The sequence below is a fragment of the Aminobacterium sp. EBM-42 genome, assembly GCF_001896635.1.
Lineage (GTDB): Bacteria > Synergistota > Synergistia > Synergistales > Aminobacteriaceae > Aminobacterium > Aminobacterium colombiense.
Window position 1 is genome coordinate 144,729 of the sequence record NZ_MPPC01000025.1, and the last position, 22,833, is coordinate 167,561.

21 protein-coding genes are annotated in these 22,833 nt (G+C 46.0%); 2 read left to right on the top strand and 19 right to left on the bottom strand.

Annotated features, from left to right (window positions below):
- Positions 1-75 precede the first annotated feature (75 nt).
- Positions 76-1,065, bottom strand: a complete 990-nt coding sequence (locus BUC50_RS08075; protein ID WP_286677344.1) for a magnesium transporter — start codon at positions 1,063-1,065, stop codon at positions 76-78.
- Between the two features lie 486 nt (positions 1,066-1,551).
- Here BUC50_RS08075 and BUC50_RS08080 point away from each other — a divergent pair, with 486 nt between their 5' ends.
- On the top strand, positions 1,552-2,574 hold the full coding sequence (locus tag BUC50_RS08080) for an ornithine cyclodeaminase family protein (protein WP_286677345.1): 1,023 nt from the start codon (positions 1,552-1,554) through the stop codon (positions 2,572-2,574).
- A 90-nt stretch (positions 2,575-2,664) separates the two neighbouring features.
- Here BUC50_RS08080 and lepB read toward each other — a convergent pair whose 3' ends face one another.
- From lepB to BUC50_RS08150, 14 genes are all read right to left on the bottom strand, one after another.
- A complete protein-coding gene (gene lepB, locus BUC50_RS08085) occupies positions 2,665-3,183 on the bottom strand; it encodes a signal peptidase I (protein WP_286677346.1) in 519 nt (172 codons plus the stop codon).
- A gap of 173 nt (positions 3,184-3,356) precedes the next feature.
- Positions 3,357-5,024: a formate--tetrahydrofolate ligase gene (locus BUC50_RS08090; RefSeq protein WP_286677356.1), complete on the bottom strand. Its 1,668-nt coding sequence runs from the start codon at positions 5,022-5,024 to the stop codon at positions 3,357-3,359.
- Positions 5,025-5,142: 118 nt separating this feature from the next.
- Complete coding sequence (locus tag BUC50_RS08095) at positions 5,143-5,766, bottom strand: cyclodeaminase/cyclohydrolase family protein (RefSeq protein ID WP_286677347.1); 624 nt, start codon at positions 5,764-5,766, stop codon at positions 5,143-5,145.
- A 6-nt stretch (positions 5,767-5,772) separates the two neighbouring features.
- Positions 5,773-6,693, bottom strand: a complete 921-nt coding sequence (ftcD, locus tag BUC50_RS08100) for a glutamate formimidoyltransferase (protein ID WP_013048919.1) — start codon at positions 6,691-6,693, stop codon at positions 5,773-5,775.
- Positions 6,694-6,782: 89 nt separating this feature from the next.
- Positions 6,783-7,826: a DctP family TRAP transporter solute-binding subunit gene (locus tag BUC50_RS08105; protein WP_013048920.1), complete on the bottom strand. Its 1,044-nt coding sequence runs from the start codon at positions 7,824-7,826 to the stop codon at positions 6,783-6,785.
- A gap of 83 nt (positions 7,827-7,909) precedes the next feature.
- Positions 7,910-9,187 (bottom strand): TRAP transporter large permease, encoded by a 1,278-nt coding sequence (locus BUC50_RS08110; protein ID WP_013048921.1) that lies wholly within the window; start codon positions 9,185-9,187, stop codon positions 7,910-7,912.
- 15 nt (positions 9,188-9,202) lie between these two features.
- On the bottom strand, positions 9,203-9,745 hold the full coding sequence (locus BUC50_RS08115; protein ID WP_013048922.1) for a TRAP transporter small permease: 543 nt from the start codon (positions 9,743-9,745) through the stop codon (positions 9,203-9,205).
- Positions 9,746-9,763: 18 nt separating this feature from the next.
- Entirely contained in the window at positions 9,764-10,924 is a 1,161-nt protein-coding gene (locus BUC50_RS08120) for a M20 family metallopeptidase (protein WP_013048923.1), read from the bottom strand.
- 107 nt (positions 10,925-11,031) lie between these two features.
- Complete coding sequence (locus BUC50_RS08125; protein ID WP_286677348.1) at positions 11,032-12,567, bottom strand: helix-turn-helix domain-containing protein; 1,536 nt, start codon at positions 12,565-12,567, stop codon at positions 11,032-11,034.
- A gap of 149 nt (positions 12,568-12,716) precedes the next feature.
- Positions 12,717-13,562: a bifunctional methylenetetrahydrofolate dehydrogenase/methenyltetrahydrofolate cyclohydrolase FolD gene (gene folD / locus BUC50_RS08130; protein WP_273313335.1), complete on the bottom strand. Its 846-nt coding sequence runs from the start codon at positions 13,560-13,562 to the stop codon at positions 12,717-12,719.
- A gap of 20 nt (positions 13,563-13,582) precedes the next feature.
- On the bottom strand, positions 13,583-15,250 hold the full coding sequence (locus BUC50_RS08135; protein ID WP_041459665.1) for a formate--tetrahydrofolate ligase: 1,668 nt from the start codon (positions 15,248-15,250) through the stop codon (positions 13,583-13,585).
- 156 nt (positions 15,251-15,406) lie between these two features.
- On the bottom strand, positions 15,407-16,801 hold the full coding sequence (locus BUC50_RS08140; protein ID WP_013048927.1) for an RtcB family protein: 1,395 nt from the start codon (positions 16,799-16,801) through the stop codon (positions 15,407-15,409).
- A gap of 15 nt (positions 16,802-16,816) precedes the next feature.
- Positions 16,817-17,230 (bottom strand): archease, encoded by a 414-nt coding sequence (locus BUC50_RS08145; protein WP_169302820.1) that lies wholly within the window; start codon positions 17,228-17,230, stop codon positions 16,817-16,819.
- Between the two features lie 179 nt (positions 17,231-17,409).
- Positions 17,410-18,531 carry a sodium ion-translocating decarboxylase subunit beta gene (locus BUC50_RS08150; RefSeq protein ID WP_013048929.1) on the bottom strand — a complete coding sequence of 374 codons (1,122 nt, stop codon included), beginning with the start codon at positions 18,529-18,531 and terminating at the stop codon, positions 17,410-17,412.
- A gap of 245 nt (positions 18,532-18,776) precedes the next feature.
- Between BUC50_RS08150 and BUC50_RS08155 the strand changes: the two genes are divergently transcribed.
- Positions 18,777-19,910 (top strand): DUF362 domain-containing protein, encoded by a 1,134-nt coding sequence (locus tag BUC50_RS08155; protein ID WP_013048930.1) that lies wholly within the window; start codon positions 18,777-18,779, stop codon positions 19,908-19,910.
- 89 nt (positions 19,911-19,999) lie between these two features.
- Here BUC50_RS08155 and BUC50_RS08160 read toward each other — a convergent pair whose 3' ends face one another.
- The 4 genes from BUC50_RS08160 to BUC50_RS08175 form a co-directional block, all read right to left on the bottom strand.
- Positions 20,000-20,284 carry a hypothetical protein gene (locus tag BUC50_RS08160; protein WP_013048931.1) on the bottom strand — a complete coding sequence of 95 codons (285 nt, stop codon included), beginning with the start codon at positions 20,282-20,284 and terminating at the stop codon, positions 20,000-20,002.
- Complete coding sequence (locus BUC50_RS08165) at positions 20,272-20,745, bottom strand: hydrogenase maturation protease (protein WP_013048932.1); 474 nt, start codon at positions 20,743-20,745, stop codon at positions 20,272-20,274. The genes BUC50_RS08160 and BUC50_RS08165 overlap by 13 nt, the downstream gene beginning before the upstream one ends.
- 92 nt (positions 20,746-20,837) lie before the next feature.
- Positions 20,838-22,271 (bottom strand): Ni/Fe hydrogenase subunit alpha, encoded by a 1,434-nt coding sequence (locus BUC50_RS08170; RefSeq protein WP_013048933.1) that lies wholly within the window; start codon positions 22,269-22,271, stop codon positions 20,838-20,840.
- A gap of 21 nt (positions 22,272-22,292) precedes the next feature.
- Positions 22,293-22,832 (bottom strand): NADH-quinone oxidoreductase subunit B family protein, encoded by a 540-nt coding sequence (locus tag BUC50_RS08175; protein ID WP_013048934.1) that lies wholly within the window; start codon positions 22,830-22,832, stop codon positions 22,293-22,295.
- Between the last annotated feature and the right edge of the window lies 1 nt (position 22,833).

The following is a 22,833-nucleotide window of genomic DNA, read 5'->3' on the forward strand; positions in this document are numbered from 1 at the left end:
TGAATTAGTTGCCTCTAGAAACACTTTCTTTTCAATTGCAAATAAAACCGCAAAATACAAACTGACTGTTTTCTTTTATCTCAAGAGCGCTGTCGCAATGAAAAAGTAGATCAGAATAGATAAGAGATCCTGAACCACAGTTGCCAAAGGTCCGCTTCCAAAGGCAGGGTCAAGAGAGAGGGTGTTCAGCAACCATGGAAGCATCATAGCTGCCAATGTGGCTGTGGAACAGGCGGCGAAAACCGACAATCCTACGCATAAAGCAATACTAGGGATTCCCCAACGCCACCACACCAATGGACCCGCTACCGCAGCCAGAGCCAAACCAATCGCCAGCCCTGCCAATAGTTCTCTCATTACCATTCTTTTCATTTCAACACCTACTGAAAGCCCCCGTACTACAACGGTTTCAGTTTGAGTACCCACGGCATCCGCCAGATAAACAATGCTCGGGATGAAAAAAGCAAGCATTACATTCTGCTGAAGCTGTACCTCGAACCAGCCAACAAAATCTGCTGCGAGCAGTGCCCCTCCGAGGCCAACCAGAAGCCATGGAACACGATGCTGAAATCGGCGCTGCACCGGTTCTTCACTAGTGGAGCGAGCCTCTTCAGTACTCCTTGTGAAACCTCCCAAGCGCGATAGGTCTTCCTCATGTTCTGATAGCAGAACAGCAAGAAGTCGGTGAGGGGGGATAATGCCAACAAAAAGCCCATTCTGGTCTACAACCGAGAGGGCAGACTCCTTGCTCTGGACAGCTTTCCATGCGGCAACCTCCTGGTCTACTCCGGGAGCGACAACCGGCGCCTTCCGATTCATAATTTCTCCCATGAGAGTTTCACATTGAGCGGCAAATAGGTCCTCTATCCTGATAACACCAAGGAATAGACCTTTTTCACCACAGACTACTACATGGCTAGCTAGCTCATACTTCCGCCCTGCCATCATCTGGCGTACTTCACCAGCATTTTGATTGGGCAACACTATCGGTACTTGCATGAAAGCATGCTGGGCAGCGGTTTTAAAGGTTATATGATCGTTAACAAGCTGGGAATCCGATAACATAAACTTCCCTCCAATCAACGATATTTCATATTGCGCCCCTTACTTCTAAGCCAATTATCCTATAATTCTTTACAGAATACTTAAAAGGTTCAATAGGATTCTGCAAGAAAATTAGGGTAAGATATATAAAAAACCTCACCCTATAGACAAAGAAGATTGATTAAGCCAGACTAAAAGAGTCTGCAGAAATACAATTGATGTGCTTCAGATCATTATAAGAAAGGAGGAAAAGACCTATAAAAATGTCGTGAAGAGGCCCTTTACAGACTTCATACTACCACTCTAAAATGGCAGATACTAGGTACTAGAAGAACAAACAGGCAGTGTGCATATGCAAGTTACAGCACATCTAATGAGCGGATAACAGGATAAACTTGTTAAGAGCTTAAATCTGGAAAAAATGACGGTATAGCAGATTATTTCCCAATTTGAAAAGGTCTGACATAGACTACACAACTATATGAACAAAGAAAGGAATTAATCACGATGACCAACAAACTTGAGATACTTTTTTTGAGCGATAAACAAGTAAATGAACTCGCAGCAAACAACATGTCAGAAGTAATGCATGATATGGAAAGAGTTCTTTCCCTCTTTGACAGCGGTGATGCGATGTGCCCTGACAAAGCCGTGATGCCATGGGGAAAGACCATTGAGGATGAAAACACTCTAGGCAGACTTAATGCCATGCCTGGATATATTGGCGGCGAGTATGATATGGCTGGCATCAAATGGATTGGAAGCAGCCCTCAGAATTACAAGATCGGACTACCAAGAGCAACGGTTCTTGTAATATTGAATGATCCTATCACCAAGATTCCCGTCGCTATTTCTGATGGCACCACGGTCAGCGCGAAACGAACAGGTGCTGTTGGCGGAATTGCCGTAAAATATCTTTCGGTTAAAAATGCGACCACAATGACCATATTCGGTGCCGGCGCACAGAGCAGAACACAGCTCGAGGCGGCATTGCTGGCTCGTCCTTCCATTAAAAACGTCTATATCAATGACGTCATTTTTGAGCGCGCAGAGATCTTCGCCAACGAGATGAGCAAAAAATACGGTGTGGCTGTTACCGCAGTAAAGGAACCTGGGGAATACTGTAAAAAGAGCGATATTATCATTACGGTCACCATCGCCTCTGAGCCCATCGTTCATGCAGACTGGATCAAAAAAGGCGCTCTGATGATGAATATGGCCGACTACGAGTTTACCGATGACTGCGTAAGGCTGGCAGATAAAATCGTCGTGGATAACTGGAAAAACATAAAACATCGGAAAATCAGTACTGTCGCCCTTATGTACGACAGGGGTCTCATAACCGATGGAGATATAACTGCACAAATCGGAGAGATCATTAACGGTAAAAAGCCTGGGCGCGAAAACGATAATGAAACCATCTATTTCAACGCTGTGGGTATGGGAATAGAGGACATAGCCGTAGTTACCCGTGCATACAGAAAGGCTCTGGAGCAAGGTGTTGGCACGAAGGTCCCTTATTGGGAATAGTCATTAAAATATAAGGGGCTATTATGAATTATCTGTCCAATTCATAATAGCCCCTTATATGCTTTGCCATTGCCGCCATTCTATTGTCTTTTACTTGGGAATTCCTATTCTAGATAAAGGCCAGAAGCGAAAAAATGCGGGGCCCCTCAGTTCATCCCTGGAAACAAAACGATGGTCCCAGAAACGACCATCCCATGAGTTGGGTCTGTTGTCTCCAAGCATAAAGTAATGTTTTTCAGGAACAATCGTTGGTTCCATCGACATTGAATCATGATTCCTCACATAGGGTTCATTAAGATTTTCTCCATTAACGTACACTGCACCATTTCGAATCTCCACCGTTTCCCCTGGCAATCCAATTATCCGTTTTACAAAATCTTTTTTAGGGTCATCAGGAAATTTAAAGACAACGATTTGGCCCCGTTGAGGTTCAGAAAACCGATACCAGAACTTTGCAGCCATAACACGATCACGTATCTGCAGAGTGGGAATCATAGATCCACTCGGGATCCAGTATGATTGAACGACAAAGGTACGAAGAACAAGCGCAAGAGCTACGGCCCAGAGTACTGTTTCGAGGGTCTCGCGCCACCAGGGTTTTACAGCCATAGAAATACCTCCACCTCGATTATGTATTATGCCTTCTATTTTATCCCTTCCTAGAAGATTTTAGTGCTTTTTTTGACGTCGTTTCTTAAAACTACCACAAAAACATAAAAAAGGGCGATTGGCTTCATTATAATGATGCCAATCGCCTCTAAAAAATATTCTAGTATCTTAACTTAGAATAGTCCAGTAATATTACCGTCGTTATCTACGTCGATCTTCATCGCAGCAGGAACCTTGGGAAGACCGGGCATCGTCATTATTGACCCGGTTATGGCAATAATGAATCCCGCACCTGCTGACAGGCGTACTTCACGGACAGTCAGTTCAAATCCTTCCGGACGCCCGATGAGGGCCGGATTGTCAGAAATAGAGGCCTGGGTTTTCGCCATACATATTACAAGATTGTCTTTGCCAAGTCGGTGAATCTCTTCAAGATCCTTTTCCGCCTGAGCTGTATAGGTGACACCCTTCGCTCCGTAAATTTCCTTAGCAATTTTTTCGATCTTCTCTTTCGGACTCTGGGCCACATCGTAAAGCGGGTGGAAAGAATTGGGTTTCTCTACCGCTTCAAGAACCCGCTCTGCAAGTTCTATTCCACCTTCGCCACCCTTTGCCCAGATCTCTGAAAGGGCTACTGGGACACCGAAAGCAGCACAGCGCTCGCGAACAAGCTTCAGTTCAGCTTCTGTATCGGTGGGGAAACGGTTGATTGCCACAACAACCGGAACTCCAAACCCTTGCATGTTTTCGATGTGCTTCTCAAGGTTAGGAATACCCTTGGACAGTGCCTCAAGGTTTTCTCCGGTGAGTTCGCTCTTCGCTACTCCGCCGTGCATCTTTAGCGCACGGACCGTAGCCACTATGACTACAGCTGAGGGATGGAGGTTTCCCTCACGGCATTTAATGTCAAAAAACTTCTCTGCGCCAAGATCGGCACCAAAACCCGCTTCTGTAATAAAGTAATCAGAAAGTTTAAGCCCATACTTTGTTGCCTGAATGCTGTTGCATCCATGGGCAATATTGGCGAAAGGACCGCCGTGTACAAAGGCCGGAACGTGCTCAAGGGTCTGTACAAGGTTGGGCTTCAATGCATCTTTCAGCACCACTGCCATAGATCCCTGAGCATTCAGATCTCCAGCGGTAACGGCCGTGCCATCATAGGTATAGGCCACAACAATTTTGGCAAGCCGCTCTTTTAGTTCTTTAATACTCTCAGAGAGACACAGTATAGCCATAACTTCCGAAGCCACTGTGATATCAAAACCTGACTCACGGGGAACTCCGTTTGTTTTGCCGCCCAGACCAACGTTTACATAACGAAGGGCCCGTTCATTGAGGTCAATAACTCTGCGGAAAACGACTCGGCGCGGGTCGATGTTCAATGGATTGCCCTGATGCAAATGGTTATCAAGCAAGGCTGCTAGCAAGTTGTGAGCTGTCGTTATGGCATGAAGGTCGCCAGTGAAGTGAAGGTTGATGTCTTCCATGGGAACAACCTGAGAGTAGCCTCCGCCTGCCGCTCCTCCCTTCACTCCAAAGCTTGGGCCAAGTGAGGGCTCCCGAAGGGCGATGCTCACTTTTTTCCCTAGCTTCGCAAGTCCCTGAGCCAATCCTACTGTAGTAGTAGTCTTGCCTTCACCAGCTGGCGTCGGCGTAATAGCAGTCACCAACACAAGTTTGCCGTCGGGGCGATCCTTGATCCGATTCCAAAGGCCATAGGTTACCTTAGCCTTATATTTCCCGTAAAGCTCCAATTCTTCTTCGTCAATTCCCAGCTGCGCGGCCACATCAACGATGGGCTTCATTTTGGCACTTCGCGCAATTTCAATATCGCTCAGCATCATTAGTAGCACTACCTCCTCTGTTTGTTACAGCTTATATACCCCATAAAGGACATTAAGGGGCAGAATTAATTCTGCCCCTTAATAGGGAACAAACGTGAAAACGCTTTAAAATAACTTATAACTTGGCGTCTACTTTTTCTTGGACTGTCTGGCGAAGGCTCATGCCCTCATCAAGCATTTTCTGAACGGCAGCCTTTTTTTCTTCCACATACGCTTCATCTTTGATGGAAGGAAGGTTTATCCGCACATTCATAACAGCACCTTCAAGGCCTGCAAGGGCCTGAGCTGCTGCTACTCCCATGTCGCTCACGGCGTTGATATTGCCTTTATCCACAATACTATCAGCCAGGCGAATCACGGCAAGACACTCTTCAGCGATAGAAAAAGGAGAATCACAAGCTCCTTTAAAAGCGTTCTGAATGGCAGCCTTTCGAGCAGCTTTATCTTCATCTGTCTCTTTTTTCATCTTAAAGGCAGCCATTACTTTGTTGAAGGCTTCTGTATCGTTATCAATTCTTTCAAGCAAGCTGGCATAGAGGCTCTCTGACTTTGCCCGCACCTCAACCATATCCGATTCATAGGCTTCGTATCCTTCCTTACCAATGGTCAAATTACAAACCATAGAGATAAGGCCTGCTCCTAAAGCTCCTGAGAGAGCGGCAACACTTCCGCCGCCTGGAGCCGGCGAATCAGATGCTAATTCTTTTACAAAAGCCTGTAAATTCATTTCTACCAACATACCACTCTACTCCCCATCATCAAGAGCAAGGATATTGTTCTCTAAAATCTGGTTCGGATCAAAATCTACAACTCGAAGGAAATAATGAGCACAGTTCAAAAGGGCTTCCTGAGGAAGTGTACCACAGAACTGAGTTCCAATTATGCACAGTCCATATCTTTTAGCCTCATTTTCAATAACCTGGAAGGCCCGGTAGACTGGAGTGTTGACATAATCAAACATGTTCATGGAAACCGCGACATTATCATAACCATCAGGTTTGAAGGCAACGGCACGGATTGTACTGAAGCCGCCACTTGGCCCCCTCAGCATTTTAGCAATTTTCTTGCCAATTTCCAAGTCCGTTGTATTTAAAATCATATTAACAGCCACAAGATTGCGAGGTGCGGCACTTACGATAGTAGCACCTGCTGTTGGATGAAGTTTTGCAGGACCAAGGTCTGGGCAACGCTCAGGAGTATGGGCAACCTCTTTCAATCCCTCATACTGCCCCTTACGGATGTAGGCAAGCTCTCTGCGCTCTGGTGTTCTGGCATTCTCGCCGCTAAAATAGACAGGCACCTGAAATCTCTCCCAAACTTCCTTGCCAATTTCTTCTGCGAGAGCCGTGCACTCCTCAAGGGTAATGTTATGAAGAGGGAAAATAGGAATTGTATCCTGAGCACCGATACGAGGGTGTTTCCCTTCCTGTTTCTCCATATCGATAAGCTCGTAGGATTTTGCGGCCATATTTAAAAGCGCTTCTTTCAAAGGCCCTGGCTCTCCAAGGCACTCAATAACTGTTCTATTAAAGTCAGCATCAGGAAAATAGCCTATGAGTTTTACGCCTTTCGCGTTGCGAATCTGATCAACAACGGCCTCGTAAACCTCCTTGTCTCTCCCGTTGCTAAAATTAGGTACTGCATGTACATACTGCTTCTTTGCCAATTCTAGTTCCTCCAATCAGTTCTTTAAATCTAAAATAAACTGCATGTTGCTATACGGATTCTCTCCCGTATATTTCAGAAGAATCCTGCTTATTTCCCTGCCAGTTCCTTTTCTGCCGAAGCCATCTCCGCGCGGAAAGTTTCAAGAAGGTTTTTCGCAAACTCGGGGTCGCCAGAAAGTTTAAAGTACGTTTCGTCTGCCTTTTTAGCTATTTCACGGAAGCGCATTCTCTGTTCCTGATCAAGAACAAGAAGCTCCTGGCCAGGCTTAAAGGCTTTGACCATCATGTCGAGACGTTGGTCGTTGAGTTCCTGCTGAACTTTGTAGACGTAGGGACGAAGCTCGGCAACGCACTCTTCTACAATCGCCTTGATATCTTCGGGCAGGCCGTTGTAGAAATCGGCATTAGCAAGGTTGTGCATAATGTAGTAATTATGTTTGGAAGCAACAAGATATTTCTGGACTTCCATAAATTTCATTTCCTGAATGATGTAAGGAGCATTTTCCTGTCCTTCAACCATATTAAGCTGAAGAGAGCTGTACAGTTCTGTAAAGGAAAGAGGTGTTGGGTTAGCACCATAGGCTTTGTAAGTTTCTACAAGCATTTCGGAAGGCATAACCCTAATTTTGAAACCGGCAAAATCTTCTGGAGTAAGGAGGGGTTTGTTGGAAGACCAGTACATAGCACCTTCGCTGAAGTAAGAGAGTACTTTGAGCCCCTTTGCTTCATATTTGGCCGCAAGATCGACATTCAACGCTTTGCTTGACGCAAGTACCTTCTCGTTGAGCATATCGTCATCGGAGAAAAGAAACTGAAGAGCGAAGATCTGGTTTTCTGGAACAATAGCGCCGCACTGCCCAGGGCCAACAAGTCCGAATTCAATAGCGCCGTTCAGGCAGAGCTCGAACATTTCTGTAGGAGTCCCCAGGGTACCTGAAGGGTACACATCAAGGTGAATCCTTCCATTAGATTTCTCAGCGAGAAGACGGGCAAACTCGTTTGCATAAAGATCAGCAACACTTCCTGCAATTTCCTCACAGGCGAGACGCCAGTTGTACTCGGCTGCTACAGCCGCACCAGAGAGCGCGAAAACAAATGCAAAAACCAGAGCTAAAACACGTAATTTCCTCATAGCTATTACCTCCTGTTTACTAATTTAAGGCATTGTTCTATGCCTTACACTAAACTACCTACATTCCCCAGCTATTACTTTATTTATCTAGCAACTGCCATATCCCGCAAGAACAACGCTATTTGAGGGAAAAGCACAAGCAAGACGGACACCAGTATCAGAATGAACACAAACGGAGGTACACCTCGCACAACGTCTGTATATTTCTGCTTAAAGATCGCTATGGCAGTAAAAATATTGCACCCAAAAGGGGGCGTTGTAGACCCAATAGCAGCCTGCAGGGTGACAATTGTACCTACTAATACGTTATCAAGACCCGTAGCATCTATGGCCGGCTTGAAGATTGGCGTGAGGATCATGATTACCACAATGGGGTCAACAAACATACATCCCAGGAAATAAGCGATGGAGAGAACAGCCAGAACACGAAGAACAGATGGATCCGTTCCCAGCAGCGGGGGAAGAATCAAATTGGGGATTCTGGCAAAGGAGACTGTCCAGGAGAAGGCTTGTCCCACCGCTATAAGGATAAATACAATAGCCGTAACGATGCCCGTTCGTAACGCAAGCTTAGGGATATCTGACAGCTTTATAGATTTATAGATGAAATATTCAAGAACGAAAGCGTACAGCACAGAAACTGCCGCCGCTTCAGTGGGACTAAATATTCCAGAATAAATGCCTCCAAAAATGATTATGGGGAAGGTAAAGCCAAGTATGGCTTCTTTAAACGCTTGCCACCTTTCTTGGGAGGTCGCTCTTTGCATGCTGTGTTCCTTTCCCGAGATAAACCAGCAATAGATAGAAAAGAACAACAGGATGAGAAGGCCCGGGCCAACACCAGCGATAAAGAGCTCGCCTACAGAGGCTCCACCTACAACGCCATAGACAATCATATAGATACTTGGTGGAATGAGCAGAGCAATTATAGCTGCATTAATTATGAGTGCTGTAGAGAAGGAGGGGGTATACCCGGCATTAATAAGCATGGGACGAAGAGGTCCGCCTATGGCAACAACTGTAGCCTGAGTAGAACCTGAAACGGCTCCAAAGAGAGTACAGGCTGTCGCTGTAGCTATAGGAAGCCCGCCTCTTTTATGCCCTACAATCTTAACAACGAATGACAGCAGCCTATTTGCAATTTCGCCAGAGGTCATAATATCCGCAGCTAAAATAAACATAGGAACTGCGGTAAGAGAGATCGGCTGGACGCCGCCTATTATCTGCTGTATAAGCATTGATGGGTTAACATTCGGAAAGTTTAGAATCAGCGTTAAGAACGCTCCCGCTGCAAGGGGCACCATCATAGGAAATCCCAATAGCAGCAAAATTATCATTGTGCCCATAAGAGTCAATAGCATAATAAGGTTTCCCCCCTAAAAGTCGAAGGACTCTTGGTCCTCAGCGTGCCCTTCCAGTACAGTTTTTGAAACATAAATCCCTTCATGAGTCATATTTTTTATGGCTGCTAATATATACTGGACGCCAGTCATAACAAAACCCACAGGAACCCACAGCATGATTAGATAGAGGGGTATGCGAAGACCTAGCGTCTGTTTTTTGATCTGGGCAAGCTTGGCTACATATATGTATCCGTACCAGCTCAGATAGAACATCAGAGCTGCGGTCCCAATACAAACAATGATCATTAAAACCTTGCGGGCCTTTGGTCCTAAAAAGTCGGAAAGGGCCGACATTCGTATGTGTGCGCCGTTTCGCGCCGCATGGCTCATGCCAACAAAGGTGACCCAGACAATGGTAAACTGGGTTACCTCTTCAGCCCACGTGAAGCTATGGTTTAAAAGGTTGCGGCTAAGAACATTGGCGATGGCTACGAACGCCATAACGATAATGCTCCAGGAAACAGCGAATCTTTCAAACCGTTCACAAAGGGTATCCAACAAGCTAAAATATTTCATTATAAAAATCCCCCATTTTCACTGTCTGGTTTTCGCATAGAGCGCAAGGACTTCTCCCATGCGAATAACAGAGTCGATTCGTACATACTCATCTGGTTGATGGAAAAAAAGCTCATCCCCTGGCCCAAACATTACAAATGGAACTCCTAGAGAAGGAATAAGAATAGAAGCATCGGTAAAATAATTCAGTCCTGTAGTTTTCCATGGAATATTCAGATCCCGATAAATGTTCTTCAATGATTGGACGAGAGGAGCCCCTTCATCCATGCCCACTGGCTGTCTATTTTGAATGACTTCCAGAAAAACACGAACATCCCTGCATTCACTTTCAACGCAGCTCGCACATTCATTCATTTCTCGACAGAGCCAATCATGATCTACGCTAGGGAGAGTTCTGATGTCCAACGTACCTTCCACATAATGTGGAACAACGTTGCATTGATCGCTTATAGCATGAAGAGACGTTACTAAACACGTGGTATAACCGAGAAGATCGTGTTTCTTTTCATTTGAAAATAAGGCTTTTATAGTTTCTGCGATTTTATTAAAAGCAAAAAGAGCGTTAATTTGAGCATCAGCCATTGCGGCATGAGCTGATTTTCCTTCAGTTTTAACACGAAGCCAAATAGCACCCCGTTCAGCCAACCCTATTTTCCCATTGGTGGGTTTAACAATAATAATTTCCTCTACTTTGTCCAAAAAACCGCCGCCTACAAGAGAGAGTGCCCCTGTTCCCCCATCTTCCTCATCAGCCGTAAAACAAAAGAGAATGTCCACGGCAGGCTTGGACTCTTCCTGAAGGAGGGATAACGCTGCGAAAATAATCGAGGCCAAGCCGCCTTTCATATCTGCTGAACCCCGACCATATATAAGACCATCCACGATTTCTGCTCCAAAGGGTGAGTGGGTCCACTCCTTCGCGTCCCCTACGGGTATAGTGTCAAGGTGTCCTAAGATGGCAACACCCCGACTCCGATCCATTCCTGGAATAGTGACTATGAGTGAAGCCCTATTGTTTCCATGACTTATTATTCTTTTTTCAACACGATCTTCCGGGAATAATGAGGAAATATAAATCGCGGCGTCACGCTCATCGCCAGAGGGCTGAGAGGTACGTATACGTATAAGTTGCTGTAGAATAGGGATGACCGTTTCGCTTAACGTAAAACTTTCTTTCATCACCAGACTCCCACCTTTCGTGGGAATTGTATAGGATGAAAACCTTCGGGGCATTATTGTAAATTGATAAGTTTTATTTCGTCTTTTTGTCAAGTTTTGACAAAAACTCAGAATACGCCAAGGTCATATAATTTAAGGGCCAGGGCTATATCAAAGCGATGATCGCTGTTTTCAGGATCAAAATTCAGGAGTTCGTTTATCTTCTTGTTCCGGTATTTAATTGTATTGTAATGGAACTTCATTGCCTCTGAAGCATGCTTAATATTCCAGTTGCACTTGCTTAGAACCCTGAGCGTTTCGAGAAGCTCTCCATTGCATCCCGAATCGTGCTCTATAACTTTATCCAGCATGTTATGGCAGAAAAGAGCCGCTTCATGATTTTGGGATATCATGGAGAGCAGTTTCATAGCCCCCAAGAATTCCCAAAACACCACATTTTGAGCATGGGATGAGAGTTTGGCAACTCTTTGAGCCCCAATAGCCTCTCGATAGCTCTCATGAGTGTTTAACGGATCTGGCTTGTAGCCCCCCACGGAGACAAGGATTTGGCACCGAAGCTCTCGCATGGCCTCTTCGTTCAAATGTTCCGCCACTTTGACGATGTTATTTTGAAAGGTTTTAGCGCCACTGTCCGGATCTGGCGGGGAAAGAAGGAAGACCACCGACTTTGTTGACAACGTATAAATGGACTTTGGGAAAAAAGCCAGGAATTTGGATCGCAATGTGGAAAAGAAAACCTGTAGTTCTCTCTCTCCTGATTCGCCGCTCTCGGTTATCATTTCAAGGGTCACTGCCACAACACCGTTAACGGGGCTCCAGCCAAAGGTCCGCGACCGGCTCTCTAGTTCTTCCATTCTTTGTACTTTGTTATAAATTAGGTCTCTCACAAATTCGTCGATATAGTTTCGCTCTACCTTCTGAGCTGATATTTTTTTCTCTATGGCAAGCTTCACCGCAATGAGAGTGTTTTCCACTGCGGATCTCTCAAAAATGGTGAGCTCTCTCTTGGGCTGATGGGAGCGGTTAAGGATAAGGTACCCGCTTACCGCGCCCCCCACGCGCACTTCCACATGCTCGTGAAGCCGCATTACTTCTTTTAAAGGGTATATTTTTACATGTTCTTTGAATTCGTCGGAATAAGAAGCGACGAACAATTTCTTCTGAATCATGTCTCGATAGGCTACGCCGTATTTTATGGCGTCACGGAGGGCCCAGAGAATGCGTTCTATGTCGCCGTCGTCCAATAAAATATCGGCAAAGGGCGAAAAGGAAGAATACAATCCTTTTTCTTCGGCCACCAATTCATTGCGGAGGTCGAAAAGGACATCGAGGAGCACGTGATCGGAAGAGATGTGAAACAAAGGAATCCCTTGCTCGTCTGACAAACGAACAAGTTCGAGGGGGAGGTTTCCCTGAAAGGCAACACCAGCTGCGCCGGAATTAAAAACTTTTGTTAAAAGAACCAGGTCACTTTTTCCATTATCTCCAGCCCATCTTCCAACGATGAAGGATCCTAAAGAAAACTCACGCCCAGTTCTAACATCATCCAAAAGCATAACTTTATCTATTTTTTTATCAAGACCTTTTTCTCCTGCGAGCAGGGGAAAACTGGCTAGAGTCTTACACGTACGTACTGTAGACAAAAAAGGATCTCACTCCTCAAAAAAAAGATTGTAGTATTGTAACATGAAGAGGAAAGAATAAAAAAGGGTCTCCTTATAATTAACAATTAATTACAAGGAGACCCTTCTATCGTTTTCTCTCTTGCCAATCGTATGTGTTGTGGCGGGCGCTACTTTTTCAGCCCCGCTTCCAGAGCATTCTGAAGCAGCATCGCAATAGTGAGAGGGCCTACCCCGCCTGGTACTGGTGTAATCCAGGAGGCCACTTCAGCGACCCCTTCAAAGTCTACATCTCCCACAAGGCCATCTTCAAGGCGGTTAATACCCACATCAATGACCACTGCCCCCTCTTTAACCATAGAAGCGGTGATCATGCGGGGACGTCCCACCGCTGCCACAACGATATCAGCCTGCCGTACGATAGCCGCAAGATCTTTTGTACGGCTGTGGCAGATGGTAACAGTAGCGTTGCGGTCAAGAAGAAGATGGGCAATAGGTTTACCTACAATGTTGCTTCTTCCTACAACTACTGCGTGTTTGCCTTCGATGTCTATATTGTAGGCATCAAGGATGTACATAATTCCCTTAGGAGTGCAGGGATGTACTGCCGGCAGTCCTGTCACAAGATTTCCCATATTTACAGGATGGAATCCATCAACATCCTTAGAGGGAGCGATTGCCATGAGCACCTTGTCAGTATTAATTTGTTCTGGAAGAGGAAGCTGAACAAGAATTCCATCTATCGCCCTGTCATTATTCAAAGTGTCTATAAGCTTCAACAGTTCTTCTTCTGTTGTAGACGCAGGCAGTTTATGGAGAAAGGAGTTGAAATCCACTTCCTTGCATTTCTTTTCCTTTTGCCCAACGTAGACCTTTGATGCTGGGTTTTCACCAACAAGAACCACGGCAAGGCCCGGAACATGCTTTCCCTGGGCCTTTATTTCTTCCACTTCTTTTTTGATAGAAGCGACTACATCAGCTGCTACTTTCTTTCCATCCAATATATGAGCTTTCATTACAACAGATCCTCCCTTGACTAGAACAGTCCTGTAATATTGCCGTCGTCATCTACATCGATCTTCATTGCTGCAGGAACCTTGGGAAGACCGGGCATTGTCATTATTGATCCAGTTATGGGAACAATGAATCCCGCGCCTGCTGACAGCCTCACTTCACGAACCGTCAGTTCAAATCCTTCCGGACGCCCAATGAGGGCCGGATTATCGGAAATGGATGCCTGGGTCTTACCCATGCATACCAACAGGTTATCCTTCCCCAGACGGTGGATCTCTTCAAGATCCTTCTCCGCCTGAGCCATATAGGCAACGCTCTTCGCACCGTAGATTTCTTTGGCTATCTTTTCTATCTTCTCCTTAGGGCTCAAGGAAGCATCATACAACTTGTGGAAGGTGTTGGGTTTCTCTACCGCCTCAAGAACCCGTTCCGCAAGCTCAATGCCGCCTTCGCCACCCTTTGCCCAGACTTCAGACAATACCTGCTGAACACCTAACGCGACACAGTGTTCCTTTACAAGTTCCAATTCGGCCTCAGTATCGGTGGGGAAACGGTTAATGGCCACAACAACCGGAATTCCAAACCTCTTCATATTCTCTATATGTTTCTCAAGGTTCGGGATGCCCTTGGAGAGTGCCTCAAGGTTTTCCCCGGTAAGCTCGTTCTTCGCCACTCCGCCATGCATCTTCAGTGCACGGACTGTAGCCACAATGACTACTGCCGATGGGGTAAGATTGCCTATGCGGCATTTTATATCAAAGAACTTCTCCGCGCCGAGGTCCGCGCCAAAACCTGCTTCCGTAATGAAGTAATCGGCAAGCTTAAGACCATACTTCGTCGCCTGAAGGCTGTTGCAGCCATGAGCGATATTGGCGAAAGGACCGCCATGAACAAAAGCCGGAACATGCTCCAGGGTCTGGACAAGGTTTGGCTTCAATGCGTCTTTCAATAACGCCGCCATAGAACCATGGGCGTTCAGATCTCCTGCCGTTACAACCGTCCCATTATAAGTATAGCCCACAACAATTTTGGATAGGCGCTCTTTCAACTCTTTGATGTTTGCCGAAAGACATAGAATGGCCATAACTTCCGATGCCACTGTGATATCAAACCCTGACTCCCGAGGCACACCGTCAGCTTTGCCTCCCAGGCCAACGATAACGTGACGGAGGGCTCGTTCGTTCAGATCAACAACTCGGCGGAAAACAACACGGCGAGGATCGATATTCAATGGGTTCCCCTGATGGAGATGGTTGTCGATCAGGGCGGAAAGCAAGTTATGAGCAGATGTTATGGCGTGAAGATCACCTGTGAAATGAAGGTTGATATCTTCCATGGGAACAACCTGAGAGTAACCTCCTCCAGCAGCTCCGCCTTTCACCCCAAAACTCGGGCCCAGCGAGGGCTCTCTTAGCGCTATGCATACCCTTTTACCTAACTTCGCCAATCCCTGGCCAAGGCCAACCGTTGTGGTTGTCTTGCCTTCTCCAGCTGGCGTTGGCGTGATGGCCGTCACCAATACAAGCTTGCCGTCGGGGCGATCCTTGATCCTGTTCCAAAGACCATAAGTCACCTTCGCCTTGTATTTTCCATAATACTCAAGCTCATCTTCATTGATTCCCAGCTGCGCAGCCACCTCTACAATTGGCTTCAACTCGGCATTTTGCGCTATCTCAATATCACTCAGCATCATTCGTAGCATTACCTCCTCTACTCACCGTATGCAAGATCATCAGCAATACAGCAATGAATAGATATATTTGATGCTTTTTGATCCCCATCGTATTGTACTCATTTAAAAAAAAAGAGGCAAGCTGTGTTTTGCCTCTCCATTAAGCAACTGTTACTACCCCTTTATCACCGCCACTGGCTTTAATTTTGCCACTTTAAGGCTTAATTGAGCCTGATGAACAACTTCTACTACTGCAGAAATATCTTTGTAAGCTTCCGGCATCTCTTCTCCCAAGGTACGGAAACTATCTGCCTTTACTGTTACTCCCCGGTCAGCCATCTCTCGAACCAGGTTTTGTCCTCTCGTTCGTTTTACAGCTTCATTTCTGCTCAATACGCGTCCCGCGCCATGGCAAGTTGAAGCAAAACTTTCCATTTCTGCTTTTTTTGTCCCCACCAGAACGTAGCTTGCCGTTCCCATGCTGCCTGGAATGAGCACAGGCTGACCTTCGAAAGCTCGGGTTGCCCCTTTACGATGGACACAAACCTCACGTTTGCGCCCTTCCCATATATGTTTTTCTATATGGGCCATGTTATGGCTTACGTCATAGACAGGGAAAAGAGGCTTTCCTGGGAAAAACTGGGCGAAGACATCCCGTACAACTGACCCTATTATTTGTCGATTCGCCATGGCAAAATTAGCGGCAGCCTTCATCGATCCAATATACTGCTGTCCTTCTTCCGATTGTATAGGAGCACAGCAAAGCTGACGATCCGGAACATCAATCTTATATTTTGCCATGGCTCGCCGCATGACCTTTAAATAGTCATCGCAAACCTGATGCCCCAAGCCGCGGCTGCCGCAATGGATCATCACAGTTATGCTTCCCGACTCAAGGTTCATTTGAGAAGCAGCTGCCTTATCAAAAATTTCATCCACAACTTGTATCTCAAGAAAATGGTTGCCTGAGCCCAGGGTTCCCAGCTGATTCTTTCCCCGCTCCTTTGCCCTGCTAGAAACAAATTCGCATAGAGCTCCGTCAAGACAGCCTCCCTCTTCCGTGCGGTCCAGGTCGTCCTGCATTCCCATACCTTCTTTTACCGCCCAGCGAGCCCCCTTGCGGAGGACATCGTCAAGATCCTTAAGGGAAAGTCTTATTGCGCTCGAAGATCCCACTCCACTCGGTACTGCTGAAAAAAGAGCTGTTGTTAGAGCGTCTAAAACGGGCTTAATATCTGCAAGCTTTATATATGAAGAAAGCAAACGCACACCACAGGAAATATCGTACCCCACTCCCCCTGGGGAGATAATTCCTTCATTCACGTCAAAAGCAGCTACTCCTCCAATGGGGAAGCCATACCCCCAATGGATGTCTGGCATGGCGTAGCTATACCCTACAATGCCAGGAAGGCAGGCCACATGGGCAACCTGCTCAAGAGCACTATCCTGTTCCAGCATGGTTTCTATATAGTGATCTGCGTAGATCAACCCAGGTACGGCCATGCCCGGGAAAGCCTCTTTTTCTAGTAACAAACGAACATTATCCATCCTCTTCAATAGATTTTTCATTCTCTCACCTCTCATTCAGACATCCAGGAAAATTCTAAGGAAAGGCCTGGGTTCTCCTCGAATGACCAGTCCTCCATAGGTCGCGGCTTTGATCGGCAGCTGTATCTGGCGATATACGGCAAAAAGACCGTCAGCCTCAAGATGCCAGGAACCTCTTTTCACATTGACATGGAGAGGGATGAAGAGCACGTTTTTGCTTTCCCAAATATAAATAAGCTCGTTTAGCCACGATACCATGAGCTCTTCCAGATCGATACCATCGATCATAATCGTTTCATGGCTCCCATGGCGAATGCCCCTTAAAACAGATATATCTCCATAGCAGACTCCGTATAAAGCAAAGGCAGCCTCTATAAAGAGGTCGTTAAGAGACTGAGTTTCCACTTCAAAACCTACGTCTGCCGTATGTTCTATCTCTTTCCAAGCCATGTACCACGCGCCTCCTCGACAGAAGTAATAAAAAAGGGCGACTTTAAGGGCCGCCCATAAAATTCCGCGAAAAATAAAATCTTCCACATCGATCATCCGCCGTGAATAACTATATTATATCAGGATTTGTGCGATCTTTTTTTAAAAACAAATGAGGGGGCTTAGTGTTGATGGCTTTTTTACCCTAAAAGGGCAAGGAGAAGCCCTCCCGCAAGTACTGACCCAATCTGTCCCGAAACATTCGCCGCCACAGCCGGCATAAGAATAAAGACATTCTTGTCTTCATTATAGGCCATCCTCTGAGCCACCCGCGCTGCCATAGGGAAGGCGGAAATGCCTGCCGCCCCGATCATAGGGTTGATCTTTCGAGAAAGGAAGCGGTTCATGAAGCGCGCGGACAGCACTCCTACGGCTGTATCAAGGATAAAGGCAACGAGTCCCATGGCAAGGATGGCAAGGGTTGAAGGCTGCAAAAAACGGTCGGCAGTCAGAGTAGCGGAAATACCCAGGCCGAGAAGGATTGTTACAATGTTAGCCAGTTCGTTTTGAGCTCCCTTGGCGAGACGGTCAACGACCCCGCTTTCCCGAAGAAGATTGCCAAACATAAGGAAGCCAATGAGGGAAACAGAGGCTGGAGCTAATATTCCTGCCCCAAGAGTAACAGCAAGAGGGAAGAGCACTTTCACTGTTTTTGAAACGGGTTTTTCTGTGTAGGTCATAGGAATGCGGCGTTCTTCTGATGTTGTAAGCAGCTTGATGACTGGAGGCTGAATAAGAGGGACAAGAGCCATATACGAATATGCCGCCACAGAAATTGGGCCAAGGAGATGGGGAGCGAAACGGGATGAAACATAGATAGAAGTGGGACCATCAGCAGCGCCTATAATTCCTATGGAAGCCGCTTCGTTCAAATTGAACCCGAAAAGCAGAGCTAATCCCATGGTCAAGAAAATCCCTGCCTGGGCTGTGAAACCAAAAAGAGCCGTAAGTGGGGACTGGAAAAGGGGGGTAAAGTCGATCATGGCCCCTACTGCTATAAAAATGAGAAGGGGAAAAAGTTCGGTAGAAATTCCTATATCAAAGAGCAATGACAACGCTCCAGGATGAGAAACCCCTGCAACAATTTGTGTCAGAGCCGATGTAAGAGGGATGTTTACAAGGATAGTTCCAAAACCCATGGGAAGAAGTAAGGCTGGCTCATACTCTTTCACCACTGCCAGATAGATAAGCAATAATCCCAAGCTTATCATGACCCCTTGCTGAATTGTTATCGACGCAATGCCTTCGAAAATAAATCCCAACCAAGTTCACTCTCCTGTCTTCGTCTTCTTAAATAATAGCCATAAAAAAAGACCTTCAGCATGACTTTCGCCACACCAAAGGTCTCGCTTATTGGCCTTCACCAACGACAGGACCAGGCTGTAAAGCCATGATGTTGATCCTGCCCTCGCAAGCTACTCCCCTTCAGGATGTAGTATATACTGGAAGATATTCTATCTAACCCCTATACTTTGTCAATGGAGAAAGATCTATAGGGGGAAAAAATATGGTTACTATTACGCTTATGAAGCAAAACACCTATGAAGAAACATCGTTGCGACAGAAGATAGAGGATATTTTTCAGTTCCATTTTGATAAGGGAAATCCCATCCGCCCAGGTGATATTATTCTATTAAAACCCAACCTTCTTTCTGCTTCTTCCCCTGAAAAGAGAATTACTACAGACCCCGCAATTGTGAAAACGGCGGCAAAGGCTGTTCTCGACAGGTTAGGCAAGCCTGTCATAGGAGATAGTCCCGGGCTTGACCGTTTTCCTTCCGTAGCAGAGAAAACCGGCATGAAAGCTGTGGCCGATGAGCTTGGCATTCCTATAGTAGAACTGACAGATCCCATACCCGCACCTGTTTCTTCCTCTGCCCGTTTCCACCGTATTGATCTGGCGCGGCTTGCATTAGAAGCAGACCTTATTATTAATCTGCCTAAACTTAAGACCCACGCTCAAATGCTTCTCACTTTAGGGGTAAAAAATCTATTCGGCACAGTTGTAGGTCAGCAGAAAGCTTCATGGCATTACAATGTCGGACTTAATCGAGACCTTTTTGCTGAACTTCATCTTGACATCTATCAGGCCCTCCCTTCCTCCTTTACAATTCTTGACGGCATCTGGTGCATGGAAGGGCATGGGCCAGGGAACGGAACCCCACGGTTTTTAGGTCTTCTCGCAGCATCAGAAGATGCAGTTAATCTCGATATTGCAATTAGCCGCATTCTTCACGCAACTCCCGAATCCTTTCCCTTATACAGAGCCGCAGAGCGGAGAAACCTTATTGTCAGCAGCCCCTGTATCTTTTTTACCCACGATACGCCAGAATCCTTTGCCTTTAATGATTTTGATATACCTCATCTTGACTCTCTTCACCTGATCCCGGCTTTTCTTGATATTTTCTCGAAACGCTTTCTTGTTTCTCGACCGGTTCAAAATCCCGACCTGTGCATTCGATGCCGAAAATGTGAAGAAATTTGTGCCGCCCATGCCGTCATTCTGGATTCGAACGGGAAACTCCATTTTAATTACAACAAATGCATTCGCTGTTTCTGCTGCCAGGAAGTATGCCCTAATAACGCCATAGAATTTCAAAAAGGGGCCCTTCTTAAATTGATGGATAGTTTTAAAAAATAGTGTCTTAAGTCTCTATAGGTTACAAAAAAGCAGCTCCAGACATTGAAATGCTGGGGCTGCTCTCTTTCTTCCCCGGTAATTAGCCCGATCTAATGATGGTGGTGATGATGTTCTACGCTCTCTTCTGAGAAAAGGTTTTCTTCCAGTTCTTCCAGAGCTTTCCATAAGTCTCTTAAAGCTGTTTTTTTTGATTCGATAGCATGGACAAAAGCATGTTTTGCCTCATGCCCTGATACGGCGTGCCAACGGGCCACAAGACTTGTCATTCCTTCTAATTCTTCACAGATGGTCTCCCTAAGAAGCTCTGCTTCTTCTAATGGACCATGTACATGAAGATGTTCTTCTGATGATTGCGGGGTTATTACTTTACACATGATGAGCCTCCCTTTCTTTGCTTCCACCATTTTTTAAAAGCTTCTTCAGCTTTGTGAGCATTTAGAGAACATTGTTCTGTAAGGGTTTCTGAGAAATCAAAAGAATACCCTGATATTGACAGAAGCCATGCTTCAGGTTTTGGTATCTCAAGGCGATCCATAAGGGATAGCAGCCAGGCCGGTCCCATGGAGTGTATATTCAATCCTTCGAGGGCTGCGTCAGATAAAACGTTTTCCAGCATATACCCTTCAGGAAGTTCTCTCATATCAGCGTCTATAAAAAGGGCAATCTCAGCGCCTTCAAGGTCATAGGCCAATTCTGGAAGAAGTTGCTGGCCTATCCACAGGTTAACCTCAAATCCTTCTTCTTCAAGCCATTCTGCAATTTGGGGGGCAAGTTGCAACCCGACACTATCATCTTCACGAAAAGGATTTCCAAATCCTGCGATGAATACCTTCATTCTTAACTCCTTTGTTTGAAAAAACAGCAGGGCCAGAAGAAGTCCCCAGCCCCGCTGTCATCCCCTTTAGGTTACGAGATAGGCTTCTTCTCTTAGTGTTTCTCTATGGTACGGATCTCTCGTCCATTTACATCTACAACTGTCAGCTTCAAAGGCATTCTGCCCACTGCATGAGTTGAGCAAGAGAGGCATGGGTCATAACAACGAATGACATGTTCCATTCTGTTAAGTACGCCTTCCTCCACAGATTCCCCATGAATGTACTTTTTCGCCACAAGCTCTACGCCCTTATTCATGGCATAGTTGTTGTGTCCAGTGGCCACAATGAGATTGACCTTTGTAATGGCACCTTTCTCGTTCACCTGATAGTGGTGAATCAAGGTTCCGCGAGGTGCTTCAATGACACCGATACCTTCAGGCTGAAGGCTGTTAGATGTGATCCTAAGTTCGCTTCCTACAATATCTTCATCGTGAAGAAGCTCTTCCATACGCTCAATTGCATACATGATCTCAATTAATCTGGCGTAGTGATAATACATAGTATAGTGCACTATGCCATCATCTGTCAGCTTTCTAAAAGCCGCCAATTCGGCAGAAGCCTCTGGAGTAGAGATTGTATCGCAAGCATTGACACGTCCCAAAGGTCCAACCCTGTAACTTCCGTGGGGAAATTCCAGCGGTCTGTAGAAGGGGAACTTCAGATAACTCCAAGGTTCCACGTGCTCGCCAATAAAGTTCACGTATTCTTCGGAGTTAAATTCATCAGTAATACGTCCCCTTGGCCCCCGCAAACGAATGCGGCCATCGTACAGTTCAAGGTTTCCTTCGCGAACTAGGCCAAGATAGGAGGTCTCCAGAGTGGCAAACTCCTTTGCGTCATCTCCATGTTCTGCCAGATAGTTTTTGATCAGATCAAGTGCCTTGCGGAGGTCTTCCTTAATTTTAGGGATCCCCGCCAGAATGGTTTCCCGTTCTTCTTTTTTCAGACTGCGGTTCACGCCGCCGGGAATACTATGCCATGGATGGACTTTTTTTCCACCAAGAGTTTTTATAACTTCCTGCCCAAATTTGCGCATGGTCACACCCATAACCGCCAAATCCGGGAATTTAGCGACCAAACCGGCCACATTTCGTATGGCTGGATCTGCATCAAAGCCAAAAAGCAGGTCCGGACTCGAAAGGTGGAAGAAAGAAAGGGCATGGGACTGAATGAACTGCCCCATATGCATAAGCTCACGAAGCTTATGGGCTGTAGGTGTTATGGTGACACCTAGAATAGCGTCACATGCCTTCGCAGAAGCCAAATGGTGGCTTACCGGGCAAATGCCGCAAATACGAGGGGTAATAACAGGCATTTCCCGAAAATCCCGTCCCTGGGTAAAGGCCTCGAATCCCCTGAACTGAGTGACATGAAAGCGAGCGTCATGAACTTCACCCTTTTCATTTAAAGTCACCGTGATCTTTCCATGTCCCTCTATACGGGAGACAGGATTAACAACAATGGTTTTTGCTTTTTCTGCACACATTTTCGATCTCCTCCCTGCTCCCTAGTCGTACCTCATCATGTCTACCGGCACTTTGGGGATACGCCCCTGCAATATTTCCTCGAAAACATAATAGATCGTATCCGCATCCGGAGGACACCCTGGAACGTATACATCAACTTTTACTTCATAGTCCACAGGGATTGCGTGAGGCAATAGCTTAGGAATATCCTCTCCGGGAAGGATACCTTTTGGGTTCACCGTAGAAACGGTATTTATATACCCCTCTTTGAGGACATCCTCTACTTTCGCAAAGTTTCTCATACAGTTAATGCCGCCAAAAACAGCACAATCTCCCCATGCAATGAGAATTTTGCACTTTTTTCTCATCTCTTTAGCTAGATGTACTTCCTCTTCGTTCCCTAGAGCTCCCTCAATGACTCCTACTGTTACTTCAGGGAATTCTTTAAAGTCTGTTATGGGCGTAGCCGTTATTTCCACCAAATCAAGGAGGTTTATTATTCGTTCATCAATATCGAGGAAAGACATATGGCACCCGGCACATGCCTCAAGCCAGACTGTTGCTACCTTCGGTTTAGACATA

Excerpts from the sequence above, each read along its gene's own strand:
- BUC50_RS08140 (WP_013048927.1), bottom strand. The coding sequence starts at position 16,801 with ATGAAAAATCTATTGAAGAGGATGGATAATGTTCGTTTGTTACTAGAA.
- BUC50_RS08075 (WP_286677344.1), bottom strand. The coding sequence starts at position 1,065 with ATGTTATCGGATTCCCAGCTTGTTAACGATCATATAACCTTTAAAACC.
- BUC50_RS08090 (WP_286677356.1), bottom strand. The coding sequence starts at position 5,024 with ATGCTGAGCGATATTGAAATTGCGCGAAGTGCCAAAATGAAGCCCATC.
- BUC50_RS08120 (WP_013048923.1), bottom strand. The coding sequence starts at position 10,924 with ATGAAAGAAAGTTTTACGTTAAGCGAAACGGTCATCCCTATTCTACAG.
- BUC50_RS08165 (WP_013048932.1), bottom strand. The coding sequence starts at position 20,745 with ATGAAGGTATTCATCGCAGGATTTGGAAATCCTTTTCGTGAAGATGAT.
- BUC50_RS08135 (WP_041459665.1), bottom strand. The coding sequence starts at position 15,250 with ATGCTGAGTGATATTGAGATAGCGCAAAATGCCGAGTTGAAGCCAATT.
- BUC50_RS08175 (WP_013048934.1), bottom strand. The coding sequence starts at position 22,832 with ATGTCTAAACCGAAGGTAGCAACAGTCTGGCTTGAGGCATGTGCCGGG.
- BUC50_RS08170 (WP_013048933.1), bottom strand. The coding sequence starts at position 22,271 with ATGTGTGCAGAAAAAGCAAAAACCATTGTTGTTAATCCTGTCTCCCGT.
- lepB (WP_286677346.1), bottom strand. The coding sequence starts at position 3,183 with ATGGCTGTAAAACCCTGGTGGCGCGAGACCCTCGAAACAGTACTCTGG.
- BUC50_RS08145 (WP_169302820.1), bottom strand. The coding sequence starts at position 17,230 with ATGGCTTGGAAAGAGATAGAACATACGGCAGACGTAGGTTTTGAAGTG.
- BUC50_RS08095 (WP_286677347.1), bottom strand. The coding sequence starts at position 5,766 with ATGTTGGTAGAAATGAATTTACAGGCTTTTGTAAAAGAATTAGCATCT.
- BUC50_RS08110 (WP_013048921.1), bottom strand. The coding sequence starts at position 9,187 with ATGCTATTGACTCTTATGGGCACAATGATAATTTTGCTGCTATTGGGA.
- BUC50_RS08115 (WP_013048922.1), bottom strand. The coding sequence starts at position 9,745 with ATGAAATATTTTAGCTTGTTGGATACCCTTTGTGAACGGTTTGAAAGA.
- BUC50_RS08155 (WP_013048930.1), top strand. The coding sequence starts at position 18,777 with ATGGTTACTATTACGCTTATGAAGCAAAACACCTATGAAGAAACATCG.
- BUC50_RS08160 (WP_013048931.1), bottom strand. The coding sequence starts at position 20,284 with ATGTGTAAAGTAATAACCCCGCAATCATCAGAAGAACATCTTCATGTA.
- BUC50_RS08080 (WP_286677345.1), top strand. The coding sequence starts at position 1,552 with ATGACCAACAAACTTGAGATACTTTTTTTGAGCGATAAACAAGTAAAT.
- folD (WP_273313335.1), bottom strand. The coding sequence starts at position 13,562 with ATGAAAGCTCATATATTGGATGGAAAGAAAGTAGCAGCTGATGTAGTC.
- BUC50_RS08105 (WP_013048920.1), bottom strand. The coding sequence starts at position 7,826 with ATGAGGAAATTACGTGTTTTAGCTCTGGTTTTTGCATTTGTTTTCGCG.